Source organism: Gemmata palustris, from assembly GCF_017939745.1.
In the GTDB taxonomy this organism is placed as follows: domain Bacteria; phylum Planctomycetota; class Planctomycetia; order Gemmatales; family Gemmataceae; genus Gemmata; species Gemmata palustris.
Window position 1 is genome coordinate 3,709,668 of record NZ_JAGKQQ010000001.1, and the last position, 20,216, is coordinate 3,729,883.

Consider the following 20,216-nt stretch of genomic DNA (forward strand, 5'->3'; position numbering starts at 1 on the left):
CCCCCGTCCCGCCCTTGCGGGCGGGGTTTGCTTCACCGTCGGTTCAACACGAACCGGCCGGAGTCGCGGCGGCTGGTAAACGTCGCGTCGAAGTTCGTGTTCGTCGCGGTAGCTGTTGTGCGGAACGTGCCGAACGGTCCCAGCGGTTTCTCGGCCGAGAGCACAACCACACCGTCCCCCGTTCCGACCACGTCCATCGTCGTCGTGTATCGGAACGGGATCACTTTCGCGAACCGCCCGCGGTACTTCACGCGGTACGCATCATCACCGAGCGGGGTGAACGTCGCGTGCAGCGGCCCGGTGTGGCCGTTCTTGTCGCTGACCCAGTACCCGGACCACTTCCCGCTCAGCCCGGGAGCGGAGGGTGCGGCAGTGGGCTGTGCGAAACTTACCGTCGGCAGCGCACAAAGTGCGATCAGAGACAGCACTCGATACATCGGCATAACCTCTTGAGGACCGGGCAGGTATTCTACTTTTCCGGTCGCGATGTGCCGGTGTCCAGAGCACTTTGAACTCGTAATTGAGGTGCTTTAGAGCCGCCCTGCGAGTTGCTCTGGTTGTATCGAATTCGTGGAGATTGCGTCGTGATCCGTCTCGCTCTCGCTCTCGCGCTCGTGTTATTTGCATTTGCTTCGCCCGTGTTTGCCATCGAACCAGAGAAGATCGACCTCTTTGAAGCCGACCGGGGCGGGTACAAGCAGTACCGCATCCCCGGAATCGTGGTCACGAAATCGGGCACTGTGCTTGCGTACTGCGAAGCGCGCAAGAGCACACGCGGTGATTGGGGCGCGATCGACATTCTGCTCCGGCGCAGCACAGACGGCGGTAAGACCTGGGACGAGCCGAAGAAGATCGCAGACGTACCCGGGCCGAAGGAGAAGAACCCCGTCGCGCTCGCGCAGAAACTCGCGAACAAGGACGACGTGACGTACAACAACCCTGTCATGATCGCGGATAAATCGGGCGCGGTTCACCTGCTCTTCTGCCTCGAATACATGCGGTGCTTTTACGCCCGATCCAACGACGACGGCAAGACGTGGACCGCACCCGTCGAGATCACCGCGAGCGCGTTTGATCCCATCAAGAAGGGATACGACTGGAAGGTACTCGCCACCGGCCCCGGCCACGGCATTCAACTCAAAAGCGGTCGGCTGCTCTGCCCCGTGTGGCTCTCGCTCGGCACCGGCGGCCACGCCCACCGACCGAGCATCGTAACCACGATCTACAGCGACGATCTGGGCAAAACCTGGAAGCCCGGCGAGATCGCGATCCCACACGCGGCCGAGTCAGTGAACCCCAACGAGTCGTGCGTTGCGGAACTGTCCGATGGCACCGTGATGCTGAACGCGCGGAGCGAATCGAAGAACAACCGCCGGCTCGTGACACTGAGCGCTGATGGCGCGACCAAGTGGAGCAAGCCTGCGTTCGACGACGCACTCACGGAACCGGTCTGCGTGGGCAGTTTGCTCGCGGTCCCGGGCAAGAAGCCGCTGTTACTCTTCAGCAATCCCGACAACTTGGAAAAGGCCGGCGCAAAAGCTCCGCCCACACCCGGTAGCGGTCGCGATCGCAAGAACGTGACCGTGCGATTGAGTGAAGATGACGGCAAGACGTGGACCGCGAAGCGCAGCGTCGAAACCGGCTTCAGCGCCTATTCGGACCTCGCGCTCGCGAAGGACGGAACCGTGCTGCTCTTCTACGAGCGTGCCGGCGAAAAGGGCACGAACTACGGCCGACTCACGCTGGCGCGATTCGGAGCGGAGTGGATCAAGGAGAAGTAGGAACCTTCGTGAATTCAAAAGGCAGGTTGGCCACAAAAAAGCACAAAGAGCACAAAAGAAAACAGAAGAGTAGAAGCGAAACCTGAATGATCTCAGTTCTGCGCTTTTGGTTTCCTTTTGTGCCCTTTGTGCTTTTTTGTGGCCAATCTGCCTTTTGAATTCAGCTTCATTCTTGCTTGCCGATCCACTTGAGGACTGTGGAACCGGGAACGACCATCTTCACCACCATCTGGAGCGTGGAGCCTTTTGGGTGCGGTTCGGGTTTGGCCGGGTCTTTCGGCTTATCGTCCTTCTTGTCACCCTTCTTATCGTCCGCGCGCGAGGCGCCCTTCTTGGGCACCTTGAGTGCGCGAATCCGGCGCGCCGGGTTCTTGCCGTCGTCGCCCGCGTCGAGGCTGAGTGTGAGTGCCGCCATGCCGACCACCGCGCCGTACTTGCTCAGCACCGGCGCGCCGCTCGATCCGCTCGCGTACTCGGCGGAAATACCCATCCACTTCTCGGTTTTGCCGTCTTCGTTGGTGTTCGTGCTGTACCGCGTGACGGTCCCCTGCGTGTACAAGTAGAACAGATCGCCGGGGTGACTGATGACCCCGACCCACGATCCGACCTCTGCGTGCCCCGACGCGACCGGCAGCGGGGTGAGCCCCTTCGCCGCGATGCGGAACACCGCGATGTCGGCCGTCTTGTCGCCGCCGATGAAGTCGGTGACGGGGTACACGTTCCCGTCGCGGTCCGCAGCGCCGAACACTTCGTCCGGCTTCAGATCCTCGAACACGTGCCAGTTGGTGACCAGCACGCCATCGGCCGCGGCGACCCACGCGGTCGCGTAAGTGCCGCTCTCCCAGTTCCCGTCCTTGTCCGGGTAGACGCTCCCGACAATGAACACGCTGCGAACGGCGGCCTTGTACACGTCTTCCGGCGCCAGCACCTTGTCGCCGGGTTTGGTGGTCGCGACCTTCGCGGGGCCGGACTTCATTCGGGCGACGAGTTTGTCGTGCGCCAGTAGTTTGCCGGCCTTCGCGAGTTCTTCGAGCTTGTCGTAGAACTGCTTGTACATTTCATCGTCGTCGATGTACTTCGGCTCGCGCGGCGCTTCCGTTCGCAACTGCTGCGCCGGCGCGGGGGCGGCAAACGCAAACGTAACGAACACCACCGGCAGGAAGGCCCGGCGCACGGTGGTTCCTGTCATGAGACGTGGTCGCATTCCGTCACTCCTCGCGCTTGGCAACCGTCCGAGCGTACCCTTCTTCGAGGCGGCGGGTCAACTCCGGGAACTTGTCGAACAGGCGCTTCGGCACGCGCTTCTCAGTGCGCGTCAGTGCATACGCGGTCAGGAGAGGAAGTGCGATCGTCGAATCGACGTAACACGTGACCGAGTCCGGCAGTTTGTCGGGATCGACCTTGCCCCAAGTCATCGCTTCGCTCGGCGTCGCGCCGCTCAAGCCGCCGGTGTCGGGGCGCGCGTCGGTGAACTGTAGGAAGTAGTCGTGCCCGGCTTCGAGCAGCCCGAGCACTTCCTGAATTTGCGGCTCCGTTTGGAGCATGAAGTTCTTCGGGCTTCCCCCTCCGAGGATGAGCACCGAACTCGTACCGCCCGACGCCTTCGCGTCCCACACCACCGCGGCCGACTGGTTCACGTCTCGTAACGGGTCGATTCGGAGCTTCCCGCCTTCGAGCATGAGCGCGGCGAGGTTCATGCCGATCGAGCTGTCGCCGGGCGAGCTGGTGAAAATCGGCACCCCGTGGCGGTACGCGGCGGCGAGCAGGTTCTTCCCGCGGTGCCCGGTCTGGTCTTCACGCTCCGCAAGGTACTTGCCCACGAGGTTGTGGAACTCGGCCGTCCCCATTGTCTGCTGAAATGCTTCGCCGCGACAGAGCGTGCGGAAGAATTTGTCGGTTCCGAGCAGGTTCTCGTAGTCGAAAATGATGTCGTAAATGCGGATGACCTGGTTCTCTCGCAGTTCCAGGTCCGGCAAACTCGGCCCGGCCTGGTACAGGTCCATCCCGAGCGCGTAGTGCGTGTCGTGGTACAGGTTCGCGCCGGTCGAAACGATCCAGTCGACGAAGCCGGCTTCCACGAGTGGCACCAAGCACGACATCCCCAACCCGGCGGGTGTAAGTGCCCCGGAGAGTGCGAGGCCGATGGTGCCGTTGTTCGCGAGCATCTTTCGCACGAACAACTGGCAGCCCTCGCGCAGCCGGCCGCTGTTGTAAGACAGGAACGCGCCGTCGATCAGGTCGGCCGCACTCGCGCCGCCCGCGACCGCCGGCGGGTCGATCCGCTCGCGGCTGATCCGGTGCAAGAAGTCCTTGTTCGCGTCGGTACCGGCATGGCGATCGTAGTGCGGCTTGTGTGGGTGCATATCAGAAACCAGAAGTCAGAGGACAGAATTTCGGGAACCGGCACCGCGAGACCGGCACGCGGACTCACGGGCGCTCCTCGGAACCGGTCAGCAACAGCCGCAACGCGGTTTCGTAGTCTCCCGGCGAATTCAGATTACGGAGAGAGACGAGTTCGGGGTCCACATCAATTAACTCTTCGGGCTCGATCACGCGCGTCGGCACGCGGTCAAAGAGGTCCACAGCGCGAAGGCGCCCCTCAGCGAGCATCGCGCGTACCACGGGCAAGACGTCCACGCGATACACCGCAGCGAGCGGGTGAAGGAACCCGCCGACACGCGGAACCGCCGCACCTACCCCTCCCCCAAGGGGAGAGGGGCTTAAAACAGCCGATGGTTCTGTTCCCCCTTCCTTCTTAGGGAAGGGGGTTAGGGGGTTAGGTTCCCCCAAAAACGCAATCACCCGGCGCACGAACTCGGGCTTCAGAAACGGCACGTCGCACGCGGACAAGTACACCGCGTCGCACGTCCCCGCGAGCGCGACGAGCCCTGCGGCGAGACCCGCTGGCGGCCCGTTTTCATCGATCTCATCTCGCACGAGAACTATTTCTGCTGGGAGCGGCGGTACGTCCTGATCCCGGGCCGCGACCACGACGACCGGGTCGACGACTTCGCGCAGAACGCGAACCGCACGCTGGAGCATGAATTCCCCGGCAAACGGGAGCCACGCTTTGGGCCGCCCCATACGCGACGACTTCCCGCCACACAGCACGATACCGCCGATCTTCATGCCACAACCCGAATTTCCGTTCGCCGGCCTGAACTCTCACATGTAGCCGATAATCTCTATTGGCCGACAGAAGGTCAATTCACGTCCTATAGGAAGGTATCAGATACCCGCTCCCGCTTCCCGAGCCTTCCATGTTCTTTAAAGCTTTTACGCGGCTCCTCCGCCGCGAGACGCCGAACTTGCTGGCTCTGCCCGCGCTCGTCCGGGATCTCGGAAAGGTCGAGTCCTTCCCGACGCTCTCCGATACGACCGTGCGCGCGCTGGCTCTCGCGAGCGACCCGAACGCAACCCTCGCGAACCTGGCCGAACTGGTCCGCCGGGACGGGGTTCTTGCCGTGTCCGTGCTCAAGGTCGCGAACTCGGCCGCGTTCCGCGGGAAGCGCGCCACCGAGAACGTCCAGCAAGCAACCGTGCGCCTGGGCATGCGCCGGTGCCAGCAGGTGATCGCGGCCGTCGGGGTGGGCGGGGTCTTCAAGTACAGTACGCCCCAAGCCGGCATCATGTGCGAAGGGCTGCTGCGGCACGCGCTCTTCACGGCTACACTGGCGTCCCGGTTGAATACCGCGGGGAACCTCGGGTTCCGCGGGGAAGAGTTCACCGCCGGGTTGCTCCACGACATCGGCCGGGTGATCGTGTGCGTTCGGGCGCCCGAAGCGTTCGCGTGTGCCGATCCCATGACGTTCCAGGAGGACGGCGGCGTGCTCGGGCGCGAGCGCGACGTGCTGCAACTCGACCACTGCGAGATCGGGGTCCGGTTCGCCAAGGCGAACAAGCTCTCGCCGGCGATCACGAACGCGATCCTGAACCACCACTTCCCCCAAGCGGAGAAGGACCACCCGCTCCTCGTCGCGCTGACGGCGGCGGCCGACGGGCTCGCCAACCACGTTCAGCGCGAGCGGAAGTTGACCAACTACCAGATGGAAAAATGCCCCGGCTTCTTGCGGCTCCACGAGCGCGCGGGCCTCGAGACGATCAAGTCGATCCGCAAATCCCTCTCCAAAACGGTTATTGAAGCTCTGCGGGAAACCCGCGCGATGCTCCAGATCACCGCCACCGCTGCCAAGAAGTAGCTCGTTCCGGCTTCAAAGTCCGTAAATACCCGAGTACAACTCCCCTACGCCGTCCACAATCGTGGCGCCACTCAACCATTGAATTGGTGGCCCCGCGCCCAATCGAGTGACGGGCCGTCCGCCAAGAGGTCGCCCGTGGCCCGAAAGTTCCGCGTCGGGGTCGTCGGTTTCGGGATCGCGGGCGCGACCACCGCGTACCTGCTCGCGCGCGACGGCCACGCGGTCACCCTGCTCGAACGCGCGCCCGTGGCCGATCCCATCGGCGCGGGCGTGCTGCTCCAGCGCTCCGGTCAGGCCGTTCTCGACCACCTCGGCGTTCTCGATCAGGTACTTGCACACAGCGCCCCCATCGAAGAACTCCACGCGCGGCACGCGCCCGGGGGCCGCACGCTCGTCCGCACGCGCTACGGCGACTACGCGCCCGGCTTCCGCGCCTATGGTGTGCATCGCGGGGTGCTGTTCCGCGCCGTGCGGGATCTCGTTCACACGCAACCGGTCGATGTGCGCCTCAACCACGAAGTCGTGGCGCGCGAGTGGACGCCCTTCGGCGAAGTCCGGCTTATCGACTCGCGCGGCCGGAGCCACGGCCCGTTCGACTGCGTCGTGTGCGGCGACGGTTCGCGCTCCCACCTGCGCCAAGTGTTCGGCTTCCGGGCTTCGGTTCTGAAATACGACCACGGCACGCTCTGGGTTACTGCACCCGGCACGGGCGAGCCCGGGAAGTTGCTCCAGGTCGTTCGCGGAACAAGCCAGTTGCTCGGTCTGCTCCCGCTCGGTGACGGACTCGTGAGTCTGTACTGGGGGCTACCGAACAACACGGTCGCGGCGGTGAAAGCCCGCGGGCTGGACGCTTTGAAGGACGAAATGCGTGCGTTCTGCCCCGAAGCAGAACCGGCCCTCGACTTCCTCCACGATTTCGACCAGCTCATCCACACGACCTACCGGCACGTTCACCTCCGGCGCACGCACGACGGGCGCGTGATCTTCATCGGCGACGCGGCCCACGCGATGAGCCCGCACTTGGGTCAGGGAATCAACCTCGCGCTGGTGGATGCGTGGCGCCTGGCCGCGTGCTTGCGGACCGCGGACTCGCCGGCCGCTGCGTTCACGGCTTTCGTCAAAGCGCAGCGTGACTACTTGCGGTACTACTCCACCATCACGTGGCTCCTATCGCCGTTCTTCCAGTCCGGCTGGCGCGTACTGGCTTGTGGACGCGACATCGCGCTCCCGCTGATGCCGTGGATACCACCAGTGAAGAGGCAGATGCTCTTGACCGTTTGCGGACTGAAGGGCGGCGTCCTGAAGGGCCGGTTAACGGTGTAGAAATGACTCACCCCAGCGCCCCACGCGGGCACGACTAACATTTGCTAACATTTTGGCCGGCGCGTGCCACCTACCGCGCGAGTGCGGCACGAATCTCCTTCACCGGCAATACCTTAGAGCGATCCTGCCGCTTTCTGGCCCCGTGTCGGAGGCTAACATTTGCTGACACCGGAGCCAGTTTTTACCGGTTTTGGAATAGTTCCCACCACGAATGTTGGTGCCCTCCGACCCTTACTCAAGCAAGCTCCCATTCACCCTTCGCGGCTCGCCAGGGCCACGGATAGATTATAGTGTACACATTAACAAAATCAACTCAATTTGGCCCTGCACTCCTACGTCGCTGAGTTTTCGTGAGGTACCTACTCGCTCGTTAACGCCCGCCATTCGTCACAATCTCAAGTGAACGGCGAGTGTGAACGAGCGGCCTTGTGCGAGAACGTTGACCTGCAGCGCCGCCCAAGTCGGCGCGTCACTGCAGGTCAACGTCGTGCGTGTTACTGCCCTTCTTGACCGCGAAGCTCGGGATCGCGCCGGCCGTCGCGTACTTCTTCGGGATGGCCGCACCTTTGCCGGCTTCGGGCATACCGGGCATCGCCGCCGTTTGGCCGACGACCTTGACCGGCCCCGAGCCTGTGACGACGATCTTCGTGTCTCCAGGCGGCACTTCGTTGACGGTATAAGTACCGTCCGCGTTGACGATCGAACTCGATTCCTTGCCGTCGGCCCCAATGAACTTGATGAGCGTTCCCGGCGCCGGGGCCGCGCCCTTCACGGTCAACTTCCCCGTGACGGTGCCCTTATCCCCCGAGCTTCCGCAGCCCGCGAGACCGAGTGTCACGCAAAACAGGCCGAGCACCGGTAACCACCGGCCCGCGAACGGAACCTTCGGCAGAGTAATGATGTGAGGCATGGGTATTCCTGATGGGTGGGAGCAAGCGTATGGAATCGTAGCCCCCGCCCGAAAAAGCGGGCGGGGGCGGTAATTCGAGCGGCTCGAACGAGCCGCGACCGCGAGGGAGCGGGGCTCCCGGTGTACGTTGAACGGCCAAGAGCGTGGTAGCGCCTCCCGCCCCCTTGCGGTCGCGGCTCGTTCGAGCCGAAACGCGCGGCTCGGTTTACCAGTCGCTCGACAGAACCTGACCGTCGTCCGGGGTCAGTGCGTACTGCCAGGACAGTTGCGACACGCCGGAGCTGACGCTGCGGACGCTGCCGTCGGCCAGGGCGACCAGACAGCCGCCGGTGTGGTTCGCGTACACGCGGGACCGGTCCGTCGCCGCGGTTTGCGTAACCCCGAACAGTGGCGGCTGGTTCCAGCTCCCCCACCCGGCGTTGGCGCCGAACCGGTTGCCGTTCACCCCGCCCCACCCGAACACGGCGGAGTACTTGCCGTCGCCCGCCCAGTCCCACCCCGGGTACGCCCACAGTTGCCCGTGGTCGGACGTCCGCCCGCCGTAGCTGTCCGCGAACGTCAGCGTGTTCGAGGTGCCGTCCGGGATGTTGCCAATTTTGAACCCCGCCTGGTCCGCGTTGTTGACACGGGTCTTCCCGAAGAGCGCGTAGTTGGCCGCGTAGCTCGTGCCGGCCCAGTCCTGGCCGCGGTTGCTCGGGTACCCGCTGTTCAGGGTCGCGTCGGACGGGCACAGGAACGGTTTGACGGTTTGGTAGAGCACTTGGGGCTTGCTCGCGTTGCCCGCGATCGGCCCCTCCCACGGGGAACTGTACGACGTCCCGTTGTACGTCCCGACGATCGGAGCGAACCCGGCCTTATAAATGGCGTCCTGCTCGATGAACGGCAGCAGGTAGAAGTGGATCGACCCCCCGTGCGTTTGCGCTTGCGGCGACCCGTTCACGGCCGTGGTGATGTTGGGCAGCGCGTCCGAGTACGAACTGGCGTAGTTCTGAACGCCGAGCCCCAATTGTTTGAGGTTGTTACTGCACGACATGCGCGCGGCCGCCTCGCGCACCTTCTGCACCGCGGGCAACAGGAGCCCGATCAAGATGGCGATGATCGCGATCACCACCAGCAGCTCAATGAGTGTGAACCCGCGTCGCCCGGAACGGACCTTCGACACAGACATGGAGAGACTCCCTCGGTCGAACCAAGTAACAGAAAGGAACGAGCGCACGGCCCCGTGGGGTACAGGGCCGGTGCCACTTGAGTGGCGCTCCGCTCGCGCCGCACGAGCGGGTATCGGAACACGTGACTCGGGCGCGAACGCGGTCCCGGGCGCTCCGCCCGATCCCCGCGCCGGCAATGCGCCGTTACTGTTTGAAAACGCCCGGGTCCAAAAAGTTCCGCGGATCGCACACAATAATTAAAAAGATAAAACTATGAGAGGCCGTTGGGTTTAATCACATATTCACCATTGCAATCACTTCAGAGTATGCAATGTAAACGTTTCACTCGCGACTGGAATTTCTGATCGAACCGGGCGACGTGCGTCCGATCCGCACCTAGGGGTGCTTACTTTTAAAACGGCCCGCGCGCCGGGAAAAGACGCGAAATTCGGCTACACTCTTCGTGGGCCGCGGCGAAACCCGACACATTGGGCGCCCCGCGTTCGTTCATTCCACGGGTGCGGTGTGAAAACTATTCTCCTGCCAATTGGCGACGCCGCGGAAGTGCTGGACACGTACTACCCCCTGTTCCGGCTCCGCGAAGAGGGGTACACGGTGCTCGTCGCGGGGCCGGAGAAGCGGGCCTACCACCTCGTGCTGCACGAGCGCCCCGACGGGTGGGACGTCACGCAAGAGAAGCCCGGGTACGCGCTCGCCGCCGAGATCGCGTTCCGCGACGTGGACCCCGGGGCGCTCGCCGGGATGGTCATCACCGGCGGGCGCGCCCCGGAGTACCTGCGGTACGACCCGGACCTGATGCGCATCACGAAAGCGCTGTTCGCGGCGAACAAGCCGGTCGCGAGCGTGTGCCACGGCATCGAGATCGTCGCCGCGGCCGACGTGATCCGCGGGCGCGAGGTGACGACGGTCGCGAAGTGCCAACTGGACTGTGAATTTTCGGGCGGAATTTATGTGAACCGCGAAGTGGTCGTGAGCGGGAACCTCGTGACGTGCCGCACCTGGCACGACAACCCCGCCTGGATGCGGGAGTACCTGAAGCTCTTGCGCGGGTGACGCCCGACGAGCACGGCGCCGGCGGGCACGGGCGACAGAGGTGTGGGCGATGGGCGAAGTGCGGGAGCGGGGCTCGGAATGGCACGAGTCGGCACCCCGCACGTGCGGGGCGCGGGGCGTTACGGGATGATGATTTCGATGTCCTTGATTTGGACATCGATCGTGTATTTGAGTCCGGACGTGTCCGGATTCTTTAGCGTGGCGGGCAAGTTCGCGCTACTCCCGATTGTCGACGCCCCTTCGGGAACGGCGAGTTTGGGGGGCGGACCGCCCCCGGTCGATTTTTTGTCCTGGCCCGGAATGAAGAGCCCACTCTTCCCGGCGTCCTTCAGGCCCCCGGGCAGCCCCCCGGTGATCTGCTCGACCGTCACCCGCACCTCACCCATCGGCACGCCCTCGCAAGTAAAGGTGCCATCGCCCAGGATGGTGCAGGAGGAGGTGGCGTCGTTGGCGCCGAAAAACTTTACGGTGCCGGACTTCAGGAGCTCGTTCTTATATTTCACGGTCCCCTTCACGGTGGCGGTCTTCTTTCCCGAGCACCCCAGGGTCGAACAGGCACATACGGCTAGCAGGAACAGGACGAAACGAGTCAGGCGGAGCGGCACGGGGAGAACCTCACGAGTAAAGAATAAGATCGGACCAAATGAGGCAGGCGCGCGACCCGGTCGCGCGCCTCCCCCCCGAAAAAACCTTACCGCCCCATCACCCAGCGCTGGCGAGGGCGTTGGCGTCGTCCGTGTAGCAGGCGTTCGTCCACGTTGCGAGGCTGATACTGGTGCTGACGGTCCGAACGCTGCCGTCACAAAGCCCGACGGTGCAGCCGGCCGCCGTCAGAGCTTGCGGGCGCCCCGGGTCGCAGGCCGCGACCGTCGGGCGCGGTTGCGGCGTCTGGTTGTCCGCGTTGATCGCGAAGATCGACATCCACGGCCAGTTCCAGGTGCCGTGCGCCCACAGGCTGCCGTTCCCGCCGCAGGTCCCCATTTTCTCGGCGAACAGTACGGTGTTCGAGGTGCCGTCGCCGATCGACTGGAGCCGGCGCTTGGGGTTCCAGCTGATGTTCGGGGCACCGAAGACCGCGTGGTTCGCGGCGTAGTTGGACACCGCCCAGTACCCGTAAACGAGGTACCCGGGGGTGGACGAGTCGAGCGGCGAGCAGAACGTCTTGATGACCGCCGAGGCGTAGGTGCCGGTGTTGTGGGGGTCCTGGTTCCCGTTCGCGACCGACCAGGTCTGCCCGGCGTTCGCGACCGCGCTCTGTTCGATGTACGGCAGCAGGCGCCCGTGCTGGGACCAGTTGCCGCCCGCACCGTAGCTGTCCCAGTTGGCCGGGATGAACCCGACCGCGTCGTTGTGACTGTGGACCGCGATGCCGAGCTGCTTGACGTTGTTCTGGCTACTCATGCGTGCGGCGGCTTCGCGCACCTTTTGCACGGCGGGTAGCAACAAACCGATGAGAATGGCGATGATGGCGATGACCACCAGCAGTTCGATCAGCGTGAATCCACGCCGACCCTTGCGGACGTTCAGTTCAGGCACGAGGGGAGACTCCTTGACCGAAACAGAATGGAACTAACAAGAAAGGCGGTGGCACCGTTTTTATTAGAGCGGGCGCCACCGAAAGAGAACCCCTTCACTTTCGCCTAGCGGCGGCGAAGGAGCAAGAGAAAATACTTCAAAAATGCACATATCGACAAGAGCGGTCTGTTTCTCCGCCATTCTAATATTCCGCCGTCCCACTACCCCACACACGCCTTTGGTCGCACGGCCGTATTGATTATGTAAAAATCAGATTAACACCTCGCGCCACCGGGTACGAACGGCCCGGACCCGGCAACAAGCGCGTGCGGGCGCCGGGGCGCGATTTTGCCCCACCGAACGCGCGCCCCGCGGGCGCGCGGTTCCGCACCGAACGCGCCGCCCGTCTTGATTACCCCTTCACAACTCCAACAATACCTGAATCAGCGCGAATCCTTCCTGTTTGCGGGTACTCTCATGCCAAATAGCTTCGGAAGCCTCTCCACCCTTTCTGTCGGCGGTAAGCCGTACACGATTCACCGGCTCGCGGCCGTCGAAACCGTTCACCCGCAAGCGAAAAAGCTCCCGTTCTCGCTCAAAATTCTTCTCGAGAACCTCTTGCGCAACGAGGGCGTGAGCCTCGCGGTGCGCAAGGCGGACATCGACGCGCTCGCCCTCTGGCAGCCGAAGGCCGAACCGAACGTGGAGATCGCGTTCACGCCGGCCCGCGTGCTCATGCAGGACTTCACCGGCGTGCCGTGCGTGGTGGACCTCGCGGCCATGCGCGACGCGATGAAGACGCTCGGCGGCGACCCGTCGCGGATCAACCCGCTCGTGCCGGTCGAACTGGTCATCGACCACTCCGTTCAGGTGGACGAGTACGGCACCGGGCACGCCTTCACGGACAACGTGAACCTGGAGTACGAGCGCAACCAGGAGCGGTACGTGTTCCTGCGCTGGGGGCAGAACGCCTTCCGCAACTTCCAGGTCGTCCCGCCGGGCACCGGGATCTGCCACCAGGTGAACCTCGAGCACCTCGCGCGCAGCGTGTTCGTGGACGCGCACGGCGCGGCGTACCCGGACACGCTCGTCGGCACCGACAGTCACACCACCATGATTAACGGCCTGGGCGTGCTGGGCTGGGGCGTCGGCGGGATCGAGGCCGAGGCCGCGATGCTCGGCCAGCCGGTGTCGATGCTCATTCCGCAGGTCATCGGGTTCAAGCTCTCGGGGCGCCTCGCGCCCGGCGCGACCGCGACCGACCTCGTGCTCACCGTCACGCAGATGCTCCGCAAGAAGGGCGTGGTCGGGAAGTTCGTCGAGTTCTTCGGCCCGGGGCTCGCGGACCTGCCGCTCGCGGACCGCGCGACGATCGCGAACATGGCGCCCGAGTACGGCGCGACGTGCGGCATCTTCCCGGTCGATGCGGAAACGCTGCGCTACCTCGCGCTCACGGGCCGGCCGGCCGATCTCGTGGCACTCGTCGAGGCCTACTACAAGGAACAGGGGCTGTTCCACGACGCCAACACGCCCGAAGCGAGCTACACGGACACCCTCGAGCTCGACCTCTCGACCGTGGAATCGAGCCTCGCCGGGCCGACCCGCCCGCAGGACCGGATCGCGCTCAAGAACATGAAGCCGGCCTTCGCGGAGGCGCTGCCGAAACTCAAGGCCGGGGTGAAGAAGCCGACCTCGGTCCCGCTGCCGGTGGCCGCGGCCCCCGCGCCCGCGTCGGGGCCGTTCGGCGCGAAGGAACCGGCGCCCGCGCCCGAAGTGCCGGCCGGGGCGCTCCACGACGGCTCGGTGGTGATCGCGGCCATCACGAGCTGCACGAACACCTCGAACCCCTCGGTCATGATGGCCGCGGGCGTTCTGGCGAAGAAGGCCGTCGCCCGCGGCCTGAGCACCCAACCGTGGGTGAAGACGAGCCTCGCGCCCGGCTCGCAGGTCGTGACCGACTACCTGACCAATGCGGGCGTGCTGGCCGATCTCGAAAAGCTCCGCTTCAACGTCGTCGGGTACGGTTGCACGACGTGCATCGGGAACTCCGGGCCGCTCCCGGACGCGGTGTCGCGCGAGATCGCGGGCGAGGGGCTGGTCGTGTCCGCGGTGCTCTCGGGCAACCGGAACTTCGAGGGCCGCGTTCACCCCGAGGTGCGGGCGAACTACCTCGCGTCGCCGCCGCTCGTGGTCGCATACGCCCTGGCCGGGCGCGTCGACATCGATTGGGACACCGAGCCGGTGGGCACGGACCCGAGCGGGACTCCCGTTTTCCTCAAAGATATCTGGCCCACGCACGAAGAAGTTTCAACGGCCGTCGGGAGCTCGATCAAGAAGGAGTCGTTCGAGCGCATTTACGGCGCGGTGTACGAGGGCGATTCGCGCTGGAAGGAACTGCGCGTGCCCACGGGCGATCTGTACGAGTGGAGCGCGAGTTCCACGTACATCGCCAACCCGCCGTACTTCCGCGGGATGGGCGTGATGCCGCCGGCCATCGCCGAGATCACCGGGGCGCGCGTGCTGGCGCTGCTCGGCGACAGCATCACCACGGACCACATCTCGCCCGCGGGCAACATCAAGAAGGACGCGCCCGCGGGCAAGTACCTGCTCGCCCACGGCGTCGAGCAGAAGGACTTCAACCAGTACGGGGCGCGCCGCGGGCACCACGAGGTGATGATGCGCGGGACGTTCGCCAACGTCCGGCTACGGAACCTGCTGGTGCCCCCGCGCGAGGACGGGTCGCGCGTGGAGGGCGGGTTCACCCGGCACCTGCCGGGCGCCGAGGTCGTGAGCCTCTACGACGCGGCGATGGCGTACCAGAAGGACGGCGTGCCGCTGCTGGTGATCGGCGGCAAGGAGTACGGGTCCGGGTCGTCGCGCGACTGGGCCGCGAAGGGCACGAACCTGCTCGGGGTAAAGGCCGTGCTCGCGGAGAGCTACGAGCGCATCCACCGCAGCAACCTCGTGGGCATGGGCGTGGTGCCGCTCCAGTTCAAGGCGGGTGAGTCGGCCGCGAGCCACGGGCTGACCGGCGAAGAGGTGTTCAACATCGACGGCCTGATCGCGGGCCTGGACAAGAACTTCGACGGCCCGAGCCGCGAACTCACCGTGACCGCCACCCGCCCCGACGGGACGACGGTCGCGTTCAAGGCGGTGTGCCGAATTGATACGCCGCAAGAGGTGCAGTACTACAAGAACGGTGGTATTCTGCCTTACGTCCTACGACAGTTGCTCGCGGCGAAGTAAATCCACCGGCCCCGCGCGCCCGAGCGGGGCCGCTGCTCCTGGAACGCCAAACCGAGGCCCACGATGTCACCGTCGCTCGTTCTCGCGCAAGCACAAGGGGGAGCGCCCGAAGCGTTCGTCCTCTTCCTGGTCGTGTTCATAATCGCCCTCGTCCTCGTGGGCCTGCTGCCCCAGATCTTTTACCTCCTCACGCTCCAGAAGGCGCTCTCGCGGTGCCGGCGGCGGAACCGGACGATGGAACCGGGAATGGTGTGGCTCAACCTGATCCCCCTCTTCGGCCTCGTGTGGATGTTCATCACCGTCTCGCGCATTACCGAATCGCTGGACAACGAGTTCTACGACCGGGGCCGGCACCGGCGCGGGGAGGATTACGGCAAGAGCCTGGGGGTCGCGTACTGTTCACTGTTCGTCGCGGGCGTCATCCCGTACTGCGGTGCCATATTCTCAATCGCGGGGCTGGTCTGCTGGATCATGTACTGGGTGAAGATCGCGGGCTACAGCGGCCAACTCGTGGCCCGGGAATACGACGACCGGTACGACGAGGACGATCGGTACGCCGACGAAGACGACCGCCCCGCGCCGCGCCGCCGGGACCGCGATGACGAGCGCTACGAAGACGACCGACCGACACGCCGGCCCCGCGAAGACGATCGGTACGACGACGAAGACGATAACGATCGCGGCGGCGACCGGAAACCGTGGGATCGCGGGAACCGGTAGGCGTCTTACTCGCGTGCGTACCGGGTGCGGCACGAGGGGCGAATGTACCGTAACCAGTTTCTCGAAATACTGCTCGTGCTGGGGGTCGGCGTCACCGCGTTCGTGCTGACGTTCACCCTTTCGCTCTCGTTCCTGTCGGCGATCGGGCGGGCGCTGCGCCGGGTGGCACCGGAGAACCGGCGGATGGAGCCCGCGCAGGTGTGGCTGAACCTGATCCCGGTCTTCAACCTCGTGTGGGCCGCAGTCACGGTCGAGCGCGTGGCGGAGTCGCTGCGGAACGAGTTCCGCTCGCGGGGAATGGACGCTCCCGACGAGGGCTACGGCCGCGGCTATGGCCTGGCGACCGTGGCCCTTCTGATTCCCGGGATGTGGTTCTACCCCGCGTTCCTCACGTTCCCGATCGCGCTCGTTTGCGGCATTCTGTACTGGCGCCAGTTGAACCGGTACGGCGAGCGCCTGAAGCCCGGCGCCTACGTCCCGCCGCCGATGGACGAGGGTTGGTGATACACCGGCGAACGCTTACGGAACGCGATCGGCGTGATTCTTGATGGGACCGGCTACGTCGTCGGGCACGAGCGGGAAGAACTTGTAGCCGGTGCGCTGTTCGACCGTGCTGACGGGCACGACGTACTTTTTCCAGTCGCTCCCGACCGTCTGGTCGTTCGGCATCCACACCGCGAAGACCTGCGTATCGGTGTTCGGCACCGCGGTCTTGTTCGGCAGCACCATAACCACTTTCCACACGCTCTCCGGTACCGCGATCGGGTGCGCCTTCCCGATCGTCAGGTGTTTCACATCATCCTTGCCGAACCCGCCTTGACCGTGCGGCCCGCACGCGATGTGGAGTTCGTCTCCCTTTTTCGCGAGGGAGCGGCAGTGCTCTTCCAGCAGGCGCCAGCCCTTCTGGTTGTTGCTCGGCGCCTGCGGAACGATGTTCGTCATGTAGAACAGGATTTCGTTATCTTCTTTTGAGTTCGAGCGGTCCTTCGACGCGCACATGTGCCCGCGGTCGAACCCGGACGCGGTGTAATCCGAAGGTTTGACGCGGTAGAAGTCTTTCGGCAGGTCCGGGTCCGGCTCGAAGCTCGTGTCGCGCTCCGCGGTCCCGATGTCGCCCGCGGACAGGTTCCAGCACACCCAGTTCGGGTTCCGCGTCGCGTCGTTGTACGAGAGGACGTACTGCGGGCGCTCGATCAGGTACGCTTCGCGGCTCGCCGGATCGTGCTTGGCGTCCGCCGGCATCCCGAACCGCACGTTGCGGTTTTCGAGCGTTAGTTGATCGCCCTGCGGACCGGGTGGGTGCCCCTCCTGGCGCGAGCGCACCAGCGCAACGACACCGGCGACAACGAGAATCACGACACCGGCTATGACTCGCTGTGTCGGTGTCAGGCTGTCCAGGAAACTCTTTGCGGCCATTCCTTAGCTCCGGAGATCGATTCCGTTGTTCTTCGGCGTGTCTGCTTCAGTTACAAGTTCTGCGGCCGCGAGTCGTAAACCGGCGGGCGCCTTCGCGCGTTACGACTGCGACTACTCGACGCCCTCCTGCGTCTCCCGCACCAACTGATCGACCACGGCCCGCGTCGTGCCGGTGTGCGTGTAGGTCTTCAGTTGGCGGTCGGCGCTGGAACCGCTCTCCATGATCTTGTAGGCGTACTCGATCTCCTTGCGCGTCCCGAGTTCGTCGATCACGTCGCGCAGGAACCAGTCGATCAGTTCGTGAATCAGCTCGCGGACCGGCACTTCTTTTTGTTTGCCCAGGTCGAGCAACTTGCCGTCCAGACCGTACCGCACCGCGCGCCACTTGTTCTCCTCGATCAGCTCGGTCGGGTACACGCGGAACGTCATGTTGTCGCGCCGGAGCTTCCACAACTTCGCGATGATCGCCTGGAACAGCGCCGCGATGCACACCGCCTCGTCCACCTTGGTACACACGTCGCAGATGCGGAACTCGAGCGTCGGGTAGCGGTGGTTCGGGCGCACGTCGTACCAGATTTTGGACCCGTCCGGGATGCACCCGGTCCGCGTCATCGTGTCCACCATGCCGCTGTACTCGCTCCAGTCGGTGAACAGCGGCGGGACGCCGGACCGGGGGAAGTGGCGGAAGATGATCGAGCGGTAGCTCTTCAGCCCGGTGTTGCGCCCGGTCCAGAACGGCGACGACGTACTGAGGCACAAAATGTGCGGCGCGAAGTACCGGGACACGTTCATCGCGTCGATGAGGAAGTCGCGGTCCTCGATCCCGATGTGAACGTGGGTGCCGAAAATGAGCAACTGGCGCGCGAGATCCTGCATGTCGTTCTGGACGCCGAGGTAGCGCTCGAACGGCGTGATCTCCTGCTTCTCCCAGTTCGAGAACGGGTGCGTGCCGGCCGCGGCGATCACCAGCCCGTGCCGCCCCGCCAGCTCGCTGATGCTCCGGCGCAGTTTCACAAGTTCGTTGCGCGCGTCGTTCGGGGTCTGGCAGATTTCGGTGCCCACTTCCACCATCGACTGGTGCAGTTCGGCCTTGATCTGCTCCTTCAGGGTGACCTTGCCCTCGTCCAGGATCTGCGTGATGTACGACTTCAGCTCCCCCGTCGCGGGGTCGATGATCTGGTACTCCTCCTCGATGCCGAGCGTGAGCGACGGGGCTTTCATGAGTGTCCCGGGCAAAAGAAAAAACAGAAAATCCGCCGCAGATGAACGCCGAAAGGCGCCGATCCAGACAGAAGAGATTGTTCAAAACCGCGAGGCGAAATGCTACTGCTCTTCAGCTCGATTCTTGTCTGATCCGCGTTTATCGGCGTTCATCTGCGGCGGATTTTCTGCTCTTTGCGCTATCGCGGTTCGACCAGGAACGTCGGCACGGTGGACCCGCCGCCCGCGGTGACGTTCACGAGTTCCTCGGTCGAGATGCGCGTGAGGCACCCGTGCATGAACGCCCCGAACGCGACGTAGGGGTTCGTGTCCAGCATCCGGTCGATGACCTGCAGCGAGTTGTTCTCGAAGCTCGGGAACGCTTCGTAGGGGAGCTTCACCTTCTGCTGTACGACGTAGGGCAGCGCGAGCGCGGTCTGGATCGCGTCGTCCCAGGTGCGCTGGTCCACGAGCCAGCCGAGCACGATCCCCTTCCCGCCATAGTCGTCGTTCGGCTTCAGCACGAGCCGGTCCTTGTTCGCCGACGCCCACGGTACGAGGTCGATCTCCGCGCCCTCAATGGTAGTCTTCCGCGATTCCACCACGCGGGTCCACGGAATGTGGCGCGCGATCGCGGCCTGCTGTACTGGTGTGAATAGTGCTGCGTTGCGCTCGTCGGACAGCACCGCGAGCGACGCCTTTTTGAACAGGATCTTGCACCGGAACGAGTTCACCATGCAGACCGCGCGGTCGCGCACCGCCTGCACGACGGGGTGATCGATCCCGCCGCGCTCGATCAGCTCGCTAATCAGCACGCGCTTGTAGATCAGCGTGATGTGGTAGTCGCCGGCCATGAGTCTGCCGGCGCGGTACTCCACCTCGCGCGGGTCCACGATCCGGGCCTCGATGCCCATCGCCTTGAAGTAATCGTAGAAGAGCACGAACTCGCTGAACGTCGGCACCTCGCGCCAGTCCAGGATCGCGATCCGGGGCGCGTCGGACGTGTGCCCCTGCCACTGTTTGAAGGAGTCCGTGAGCGCGTGCAGCACGCCGGGCTTCGCGGGGATCGGGTTCACGCGGAACCGGCGCTGGAACTCCTGAAACACCGGCACGCCGTAGAAGAGCTCGGCGAGCGCGTCGGAGTACCCGGCCCCGGCGGGGGTCTCGGTGTTGAACTCGGTGAACAGCAGTTCGTCGTCCGATGCGAAGAACGTGTCGAAGCGGCTCGTCGGGCTGGGGTCGCGGAACCCGGGATCGATCCCGAGCAGTTGCTCCTCCCAGTCGAGCATGCGGAACTGCTGGCGGAAGATCGGGTCGGCGAGGGCGCGCTCGTACATCGCGTGGAACGCGGGGAGCAGCACGTTCACCGTTTCGTGCAGCAAGTGGTACTGCGCCGGCGTCAGGAACCGCGGGCGCAGCACGGTACACACGGGGCGCGTTCCGAAGTGCAGCCCGCGGATCTGCTGCACCTTCTCCAGCGCGGCCTGCGAATCGGCCGCGAGCGCCGACCCGGACGCGAGCAGATCGTGGTAGCAGGAAACGGCGTCGGACATGATTCGCCCCAAAACGCGAAGAAGGGTTGGCCACAAAAAAGCACAAAGGGCACAAAAGAAAACAGAAGAGAAAGATCGAATTCAAATTCCGTTCTCTGCCCTTGGTTTTCTTTTGTGCCCTTTGTGCTTTT

General features: G+C 64.4%; 18 protein-coding genes. 7 read left to right on the forward strand and 11 right to left on the reverse strand.

All coding sequences use genetic code 11. From position 1 onward, the window contains the following. Positions 1 to 32: 32 nt before the first annotated feature. Positions 33 to 428 carry a hypothetical protein gene (locus tag J8F10_RS15230; protein WP_210654921.1) on the reverse strand — a complete coding sequence of 132 codons (396 nt, stop codon included), beginning with the start codon at positions 426 to 428 and terminating at the stop codon, positions 33 to 35. Between the two features lie 156 nt (positions 429 to 584). On the opposite strand from J8F10_RS15230, the gene J8F10_RS15235 reads away from it, so the two are divergent. Next, positions 585 to 1,781, forward strand: coding sequence for a sialidase family protein (locus J8F10_RS15235; protein ID WP_210654923.1), 1,197 nt, complete (start codon positions 585 to 587; stop codon positions 1,779 to 1,781). 166 nt (positions 1,782 to 1,947) lie between these two features. On the opposite strand, the gene J8F10_RS15240 is transcribed toward J8F10_RS15235, so the two are convergent. The 3 genes from J8F10_RS15240 to mobA all read right to left on the reverse strand — a co-directional run bounded on the left by J8F10_RS15240 (position 1,948) and on the right by mobA (position 4,910). Further along, complete coding sequence (locus J8F10_RS15240; protein WP_210654925.1) at positions 1,948 to 2,985, reverse strand: S1 family peptidase; 1,038 nt, start codon at positions 2,983 to 2,985, stop codon at positions 1,948 to 1,950. Positions 2,986 to 2,989: 4 nt separating this feature from the next. After that, entirely contained in the window at positions 2,990 to 4,144 is a 1,155-nt protein-coding gene (locus tag J8F10_RS15245; RefSeq protein WP_210654927.1) for a homospermidine biosynthesis protein, read from the reverse strand. Positions 4,145 to 4,208: 64 nt separating this feature from the next. Continuing rightward, entirely contained in the window at positions 4,209 to 4,910 is a 702-nt protein-coding gene (mobA, locus tag J8F10_RS15250; RefSeq protein WP_210654929.1) for a molybdenum cofactor guanylyltransferase, read from the reverse strand. A 131-nt stretch (positions 4,911 to 5,041) separates the two neighbouring features. Here mobA and J8F10_RS15255 point away from each other — a divergent pair, with 131 nt between their 5' ends. Together J8F10_RS15255 and J8F10_RS15260 are read left to right on the forward strand one after the other, a co-directional pair. After that, positions 5,042 to 5,980 carry an HDOD domain-containing protein gene (locus tag J8F10_RS15255; protein ID WP_210654931.1) on the forward strand — a complete coding sequence of 313 codons (939 nt, stop codon included), beginning with the start codon at positions 5,042 to 5,044 and terminating at the stop codon, positions 5,978 to 5,980. Between the two features lie 135 nt (positions 5,981 to 6,115). Beyond that, positions 6,116 to 7,303, forward strand: coding sequence for an FAD-dependent oxidoreductase (locus J8F10_RS15260; protein WP_210654933.1), 1,188 nt, complete (start codon positions 6,116 to 6,118; stop codon positions 7,301 to 7,303). 469 nt (positions 7,304 to 7,772) lie between these two features. On the opposite strand, the gene J8F10_RS15265 is transcribed toward J8F10_RS15260, so the two are convergent. Continuing rightward, positions 7,773 to 8,213, reverse strand: coding sequence for a carboxypeptidase-like regulatory domain-containing protein (locus tag J8F10_RS15265; protein ID WP_210654935.1), 441 nt, complete (start codon positions 8,211 to 8,213; stop codon positions 7,773 to 7,775). Positions 8,214 to 8,418: 205 nt separating this feature from the next. Further along, the gene (locus J8F10_RS15270; protein WP_210661959.1) at positions 8,419 to 9,381 is read right to left on the reverse strand and encodes a DUF1559 family PulG-like putative transporter; all 963 of its coding nucleotides are present in this window, start codon (positions 9,379 to 9,381) and stop codon (positions 8,419 to 8,421) included. A 505-nt stretch (positions 9,382 to 9,886) separates the two neighbouring features. Between J8F10_RS15270 and J8F10_RS15275 the strand changes: the two genes are divergently transcribed. Further along, positions 9,887 to 10,435: a DJ-1/PfpI family protein gene (locus tag J8F10_RS15275; RefSeq protein WP_210654937.1), complete on the forward strand. Its 549-nt coding sequence runs from the start codon at positions 9,887 to 9,889 to the stop codon at positions 10,433 to 10,435. Positions 10,436 to 10,554: 119 nt separating this feature from the next. Here the strand turns inward: J8F10_RS15275 and J8F10_RS15280 are convergent, their stop codons facing one another. Both J8F10_RS15280 and J8F10_RS15285 read right to left on the reverse strand, forming a co-directional pair. Further along, complete coding sequence (locus J8F10_RS15280) at positions 10,555 to 11,040, reverse strand: hypothetical protein (protein ID WP_210654939.1); 486 nt, start codon at positions 11,038 to 11,040, stop codon at positions 10,555 to 10,557. Positions 11,041 to 11,137: 97 nt separating this feature from the next. Further along, positions 11,138 to 11,971, reverse strand: a complete 834-nt coding sequence (locus J8F10_RS15285; RefSeq protein ID WP_210654942.1) for a DUF1559 family PulG-like putative transporter — start codon at positions 11,969 to 11,971, stop codon at positions 11,138 to 11,140. Between the two features lie 456 nt (positions 11,972 to 12,427). Between J8F10_RS15285 and acnA the strand changes: the two genes are divergently transcribed. From acnA to J8F10_RS15300, 3 genes are all read left to right on the forward strand, one after another. After that, positions 12,428 to 15,196, forward strand: a complete 2,769-nt coding sequence (acnA, locus tag J8F10_RS15290) for an aconitate hydratase AcnA (RefSeq protein WP_210654944.1) — start codon at positions 12,428 to 12,430, stop codon at positions 15,194 to 15,196. 63 nt (positions 15,197 to 15,259) lie between these two features. Further along, the gene (locus J8F10_RS15295) at positions 15,260 to 15,916 is read left to right on the forward strand and encodes a hypothetical protein (protein ID WP_210654946.1); all 657 of its coding nucleotides are present in this window, start codon (positions 15,260 to 15,262) and stop codon (positions 15,914 to 15,916) included. Positions 15,917 to 15,958: 42 nt separating this feature from the next. After that, positions 15,959 to 16,420 carry a DUF4328 domain-containing protein gene (locus J8F10_RS15300; RefSeq protein WP_210654948.1) on the forward strand — a complete coding sequence of 154 codons (462 nt, stop codon included), beginning with the start codon at positions 15,959 to 15,961 and terminating at the stop codon, positions 16,418 to 16,420. A gap of 15 nt (positions 16,421 to 16,435) precedes the next feature. On the opposite strand, the gene J8F10_RS15305 is transcribed toward J8F10_RS15300, so the two are convergent. The 3 genes from J8F10_RS15305 to J8F10_RS15315 all read right to left on the reverse strand — a co-directional run bounded on the left by J8F10_RS15305 (position 16,436) and on the right by J8F10_RS15315 (position 20,085). Next, complete coding sequence (locus J8F10_RS15305; protein WP_210654950.1) at positions 16,436 to 17,332, reverse strand: DNA/RNA non-specific endonuclease; 897 nt, start codon at positions 17,330 to 17,332, stop codon at positions 16,436 to 16,438. A gap of 111 nt (positions 17,333 to 17,443) precedes the next feature. Further along, positions 17,444 to 18,553 carry a carboxylate-amine ligase gene (locus tag J8F10_RS15310; RefSeq protein WP_210654952.1) on the reverse strand — a complete coding sequence of 370 codons (1,110 nt, stop codon included), beginning with the start codon at positions 18,551 to 18,553 and terminating at the stop codon, positions 17,444 to 17,446. 179 nt (positions 18,554 to 18,732) lie between these two features. Then, on the reverse strand, positions 18,733 to 20,085 hold the full coding sequence (locus tag J8F10_RS15315; protein ID WP_246523360.1) for a hypothetical protein: 1,353 nt from the start codon (positions 20,083 to 20,085) through the stop codon (positions 18,733 to 18,735). Positions 20,086 to 20,216: the final 131 nt, after the last annotated feature.

Excerpts from the sequence above, each read along its gene's own strand:
- J8F10_RS15240 (WP_210654925.1), bottom strand. The coding sequence starts at position 2,985 with ATGCGACCACGTCTCATGACAGGAACCACCGTGCGCCGGGCCTTCCTG.
- J8F10_RS15245 (WP_210654927.1), bottom strand. The coding sequence starts at position 4,144 with ATGCACCCACACAAGCCGCACTACGATCGCCATGCCGGTACCGACGCG.
- mobA (WP_210654929.1), bottom strand. The coding sequence starts at position 4,910 with ATGAAGATCGGCGGTATCGTGCTGTGTGGCGGGAAGTCGTCGCGTATG.
- J8F10_RS15255 (WP_210654931.1), top strand. The coding sequence starts at position 5,042 with ATGTTCTTTAAAGCTTTTACGCGGCTCCTCCGCCGCGAGACGCCGAAC.
- J8F10_RS15265 (WP_210654935.1), bottom strand. The coding sequence starts at position 8,213 with ATGCCTCACATCATTACTCTGCCGAAGGTTCCGTTCGCGGGCCGGTGG.
- J8F10_RS15270 (WP_210661959.1), bottom strand. The coding sequence starts at position 9,381 with ATGTCTGTGTCGAAGGTCCGTTCCGGGCGACGCGGGTTCACACTCATT.
- acnA (WP_210654944.1), top strand. The coding sequence starts at position 12,428 with ATGCCAAATAGCTTCGGAAGCCTCTCCACCCTTTCTGTCGGCGGTAAG.
- J8F10_RS15295 (WP_210654946.1), top strand. The coding sequence starts at position 15,260 with ATGTCACCGTCGCTCGTTCTCGCGCAAGCACAAGGGGGAGCGCCCGAA.
- J8F10_RS15300 (WP_210654948.1), top strand. The coding sequence starts at position 15,959 with ATGTACCGTAACCAGTTTCTCGAAATACTGCTCGTGCTGGGGGTCGGC.
- J8F10_RS15305 (WP_210654950.1), bottom strand. The coding sequence starts at position 17,332 with ATGGCCGCAAAGAGTTTCCTGGACAGCCTGACACCGACACAGCGAGTC.
- J8F10_RS15310 (WP_210654952.1), bottom strand. The coding sequence starts at position 18,553 with ATGAAAGCCCCGTCGCTCACGCTCGGCATCGAGGAGGAGTACCAGATC.
- J8F10_RS15315 (WP_246523360.1), bottom strand. The coding sequence starts at position 20,085 with ATGTCCGACGCCGTTTCCTGCTACCACGATCTGCTCGCGTCCGGGTCG.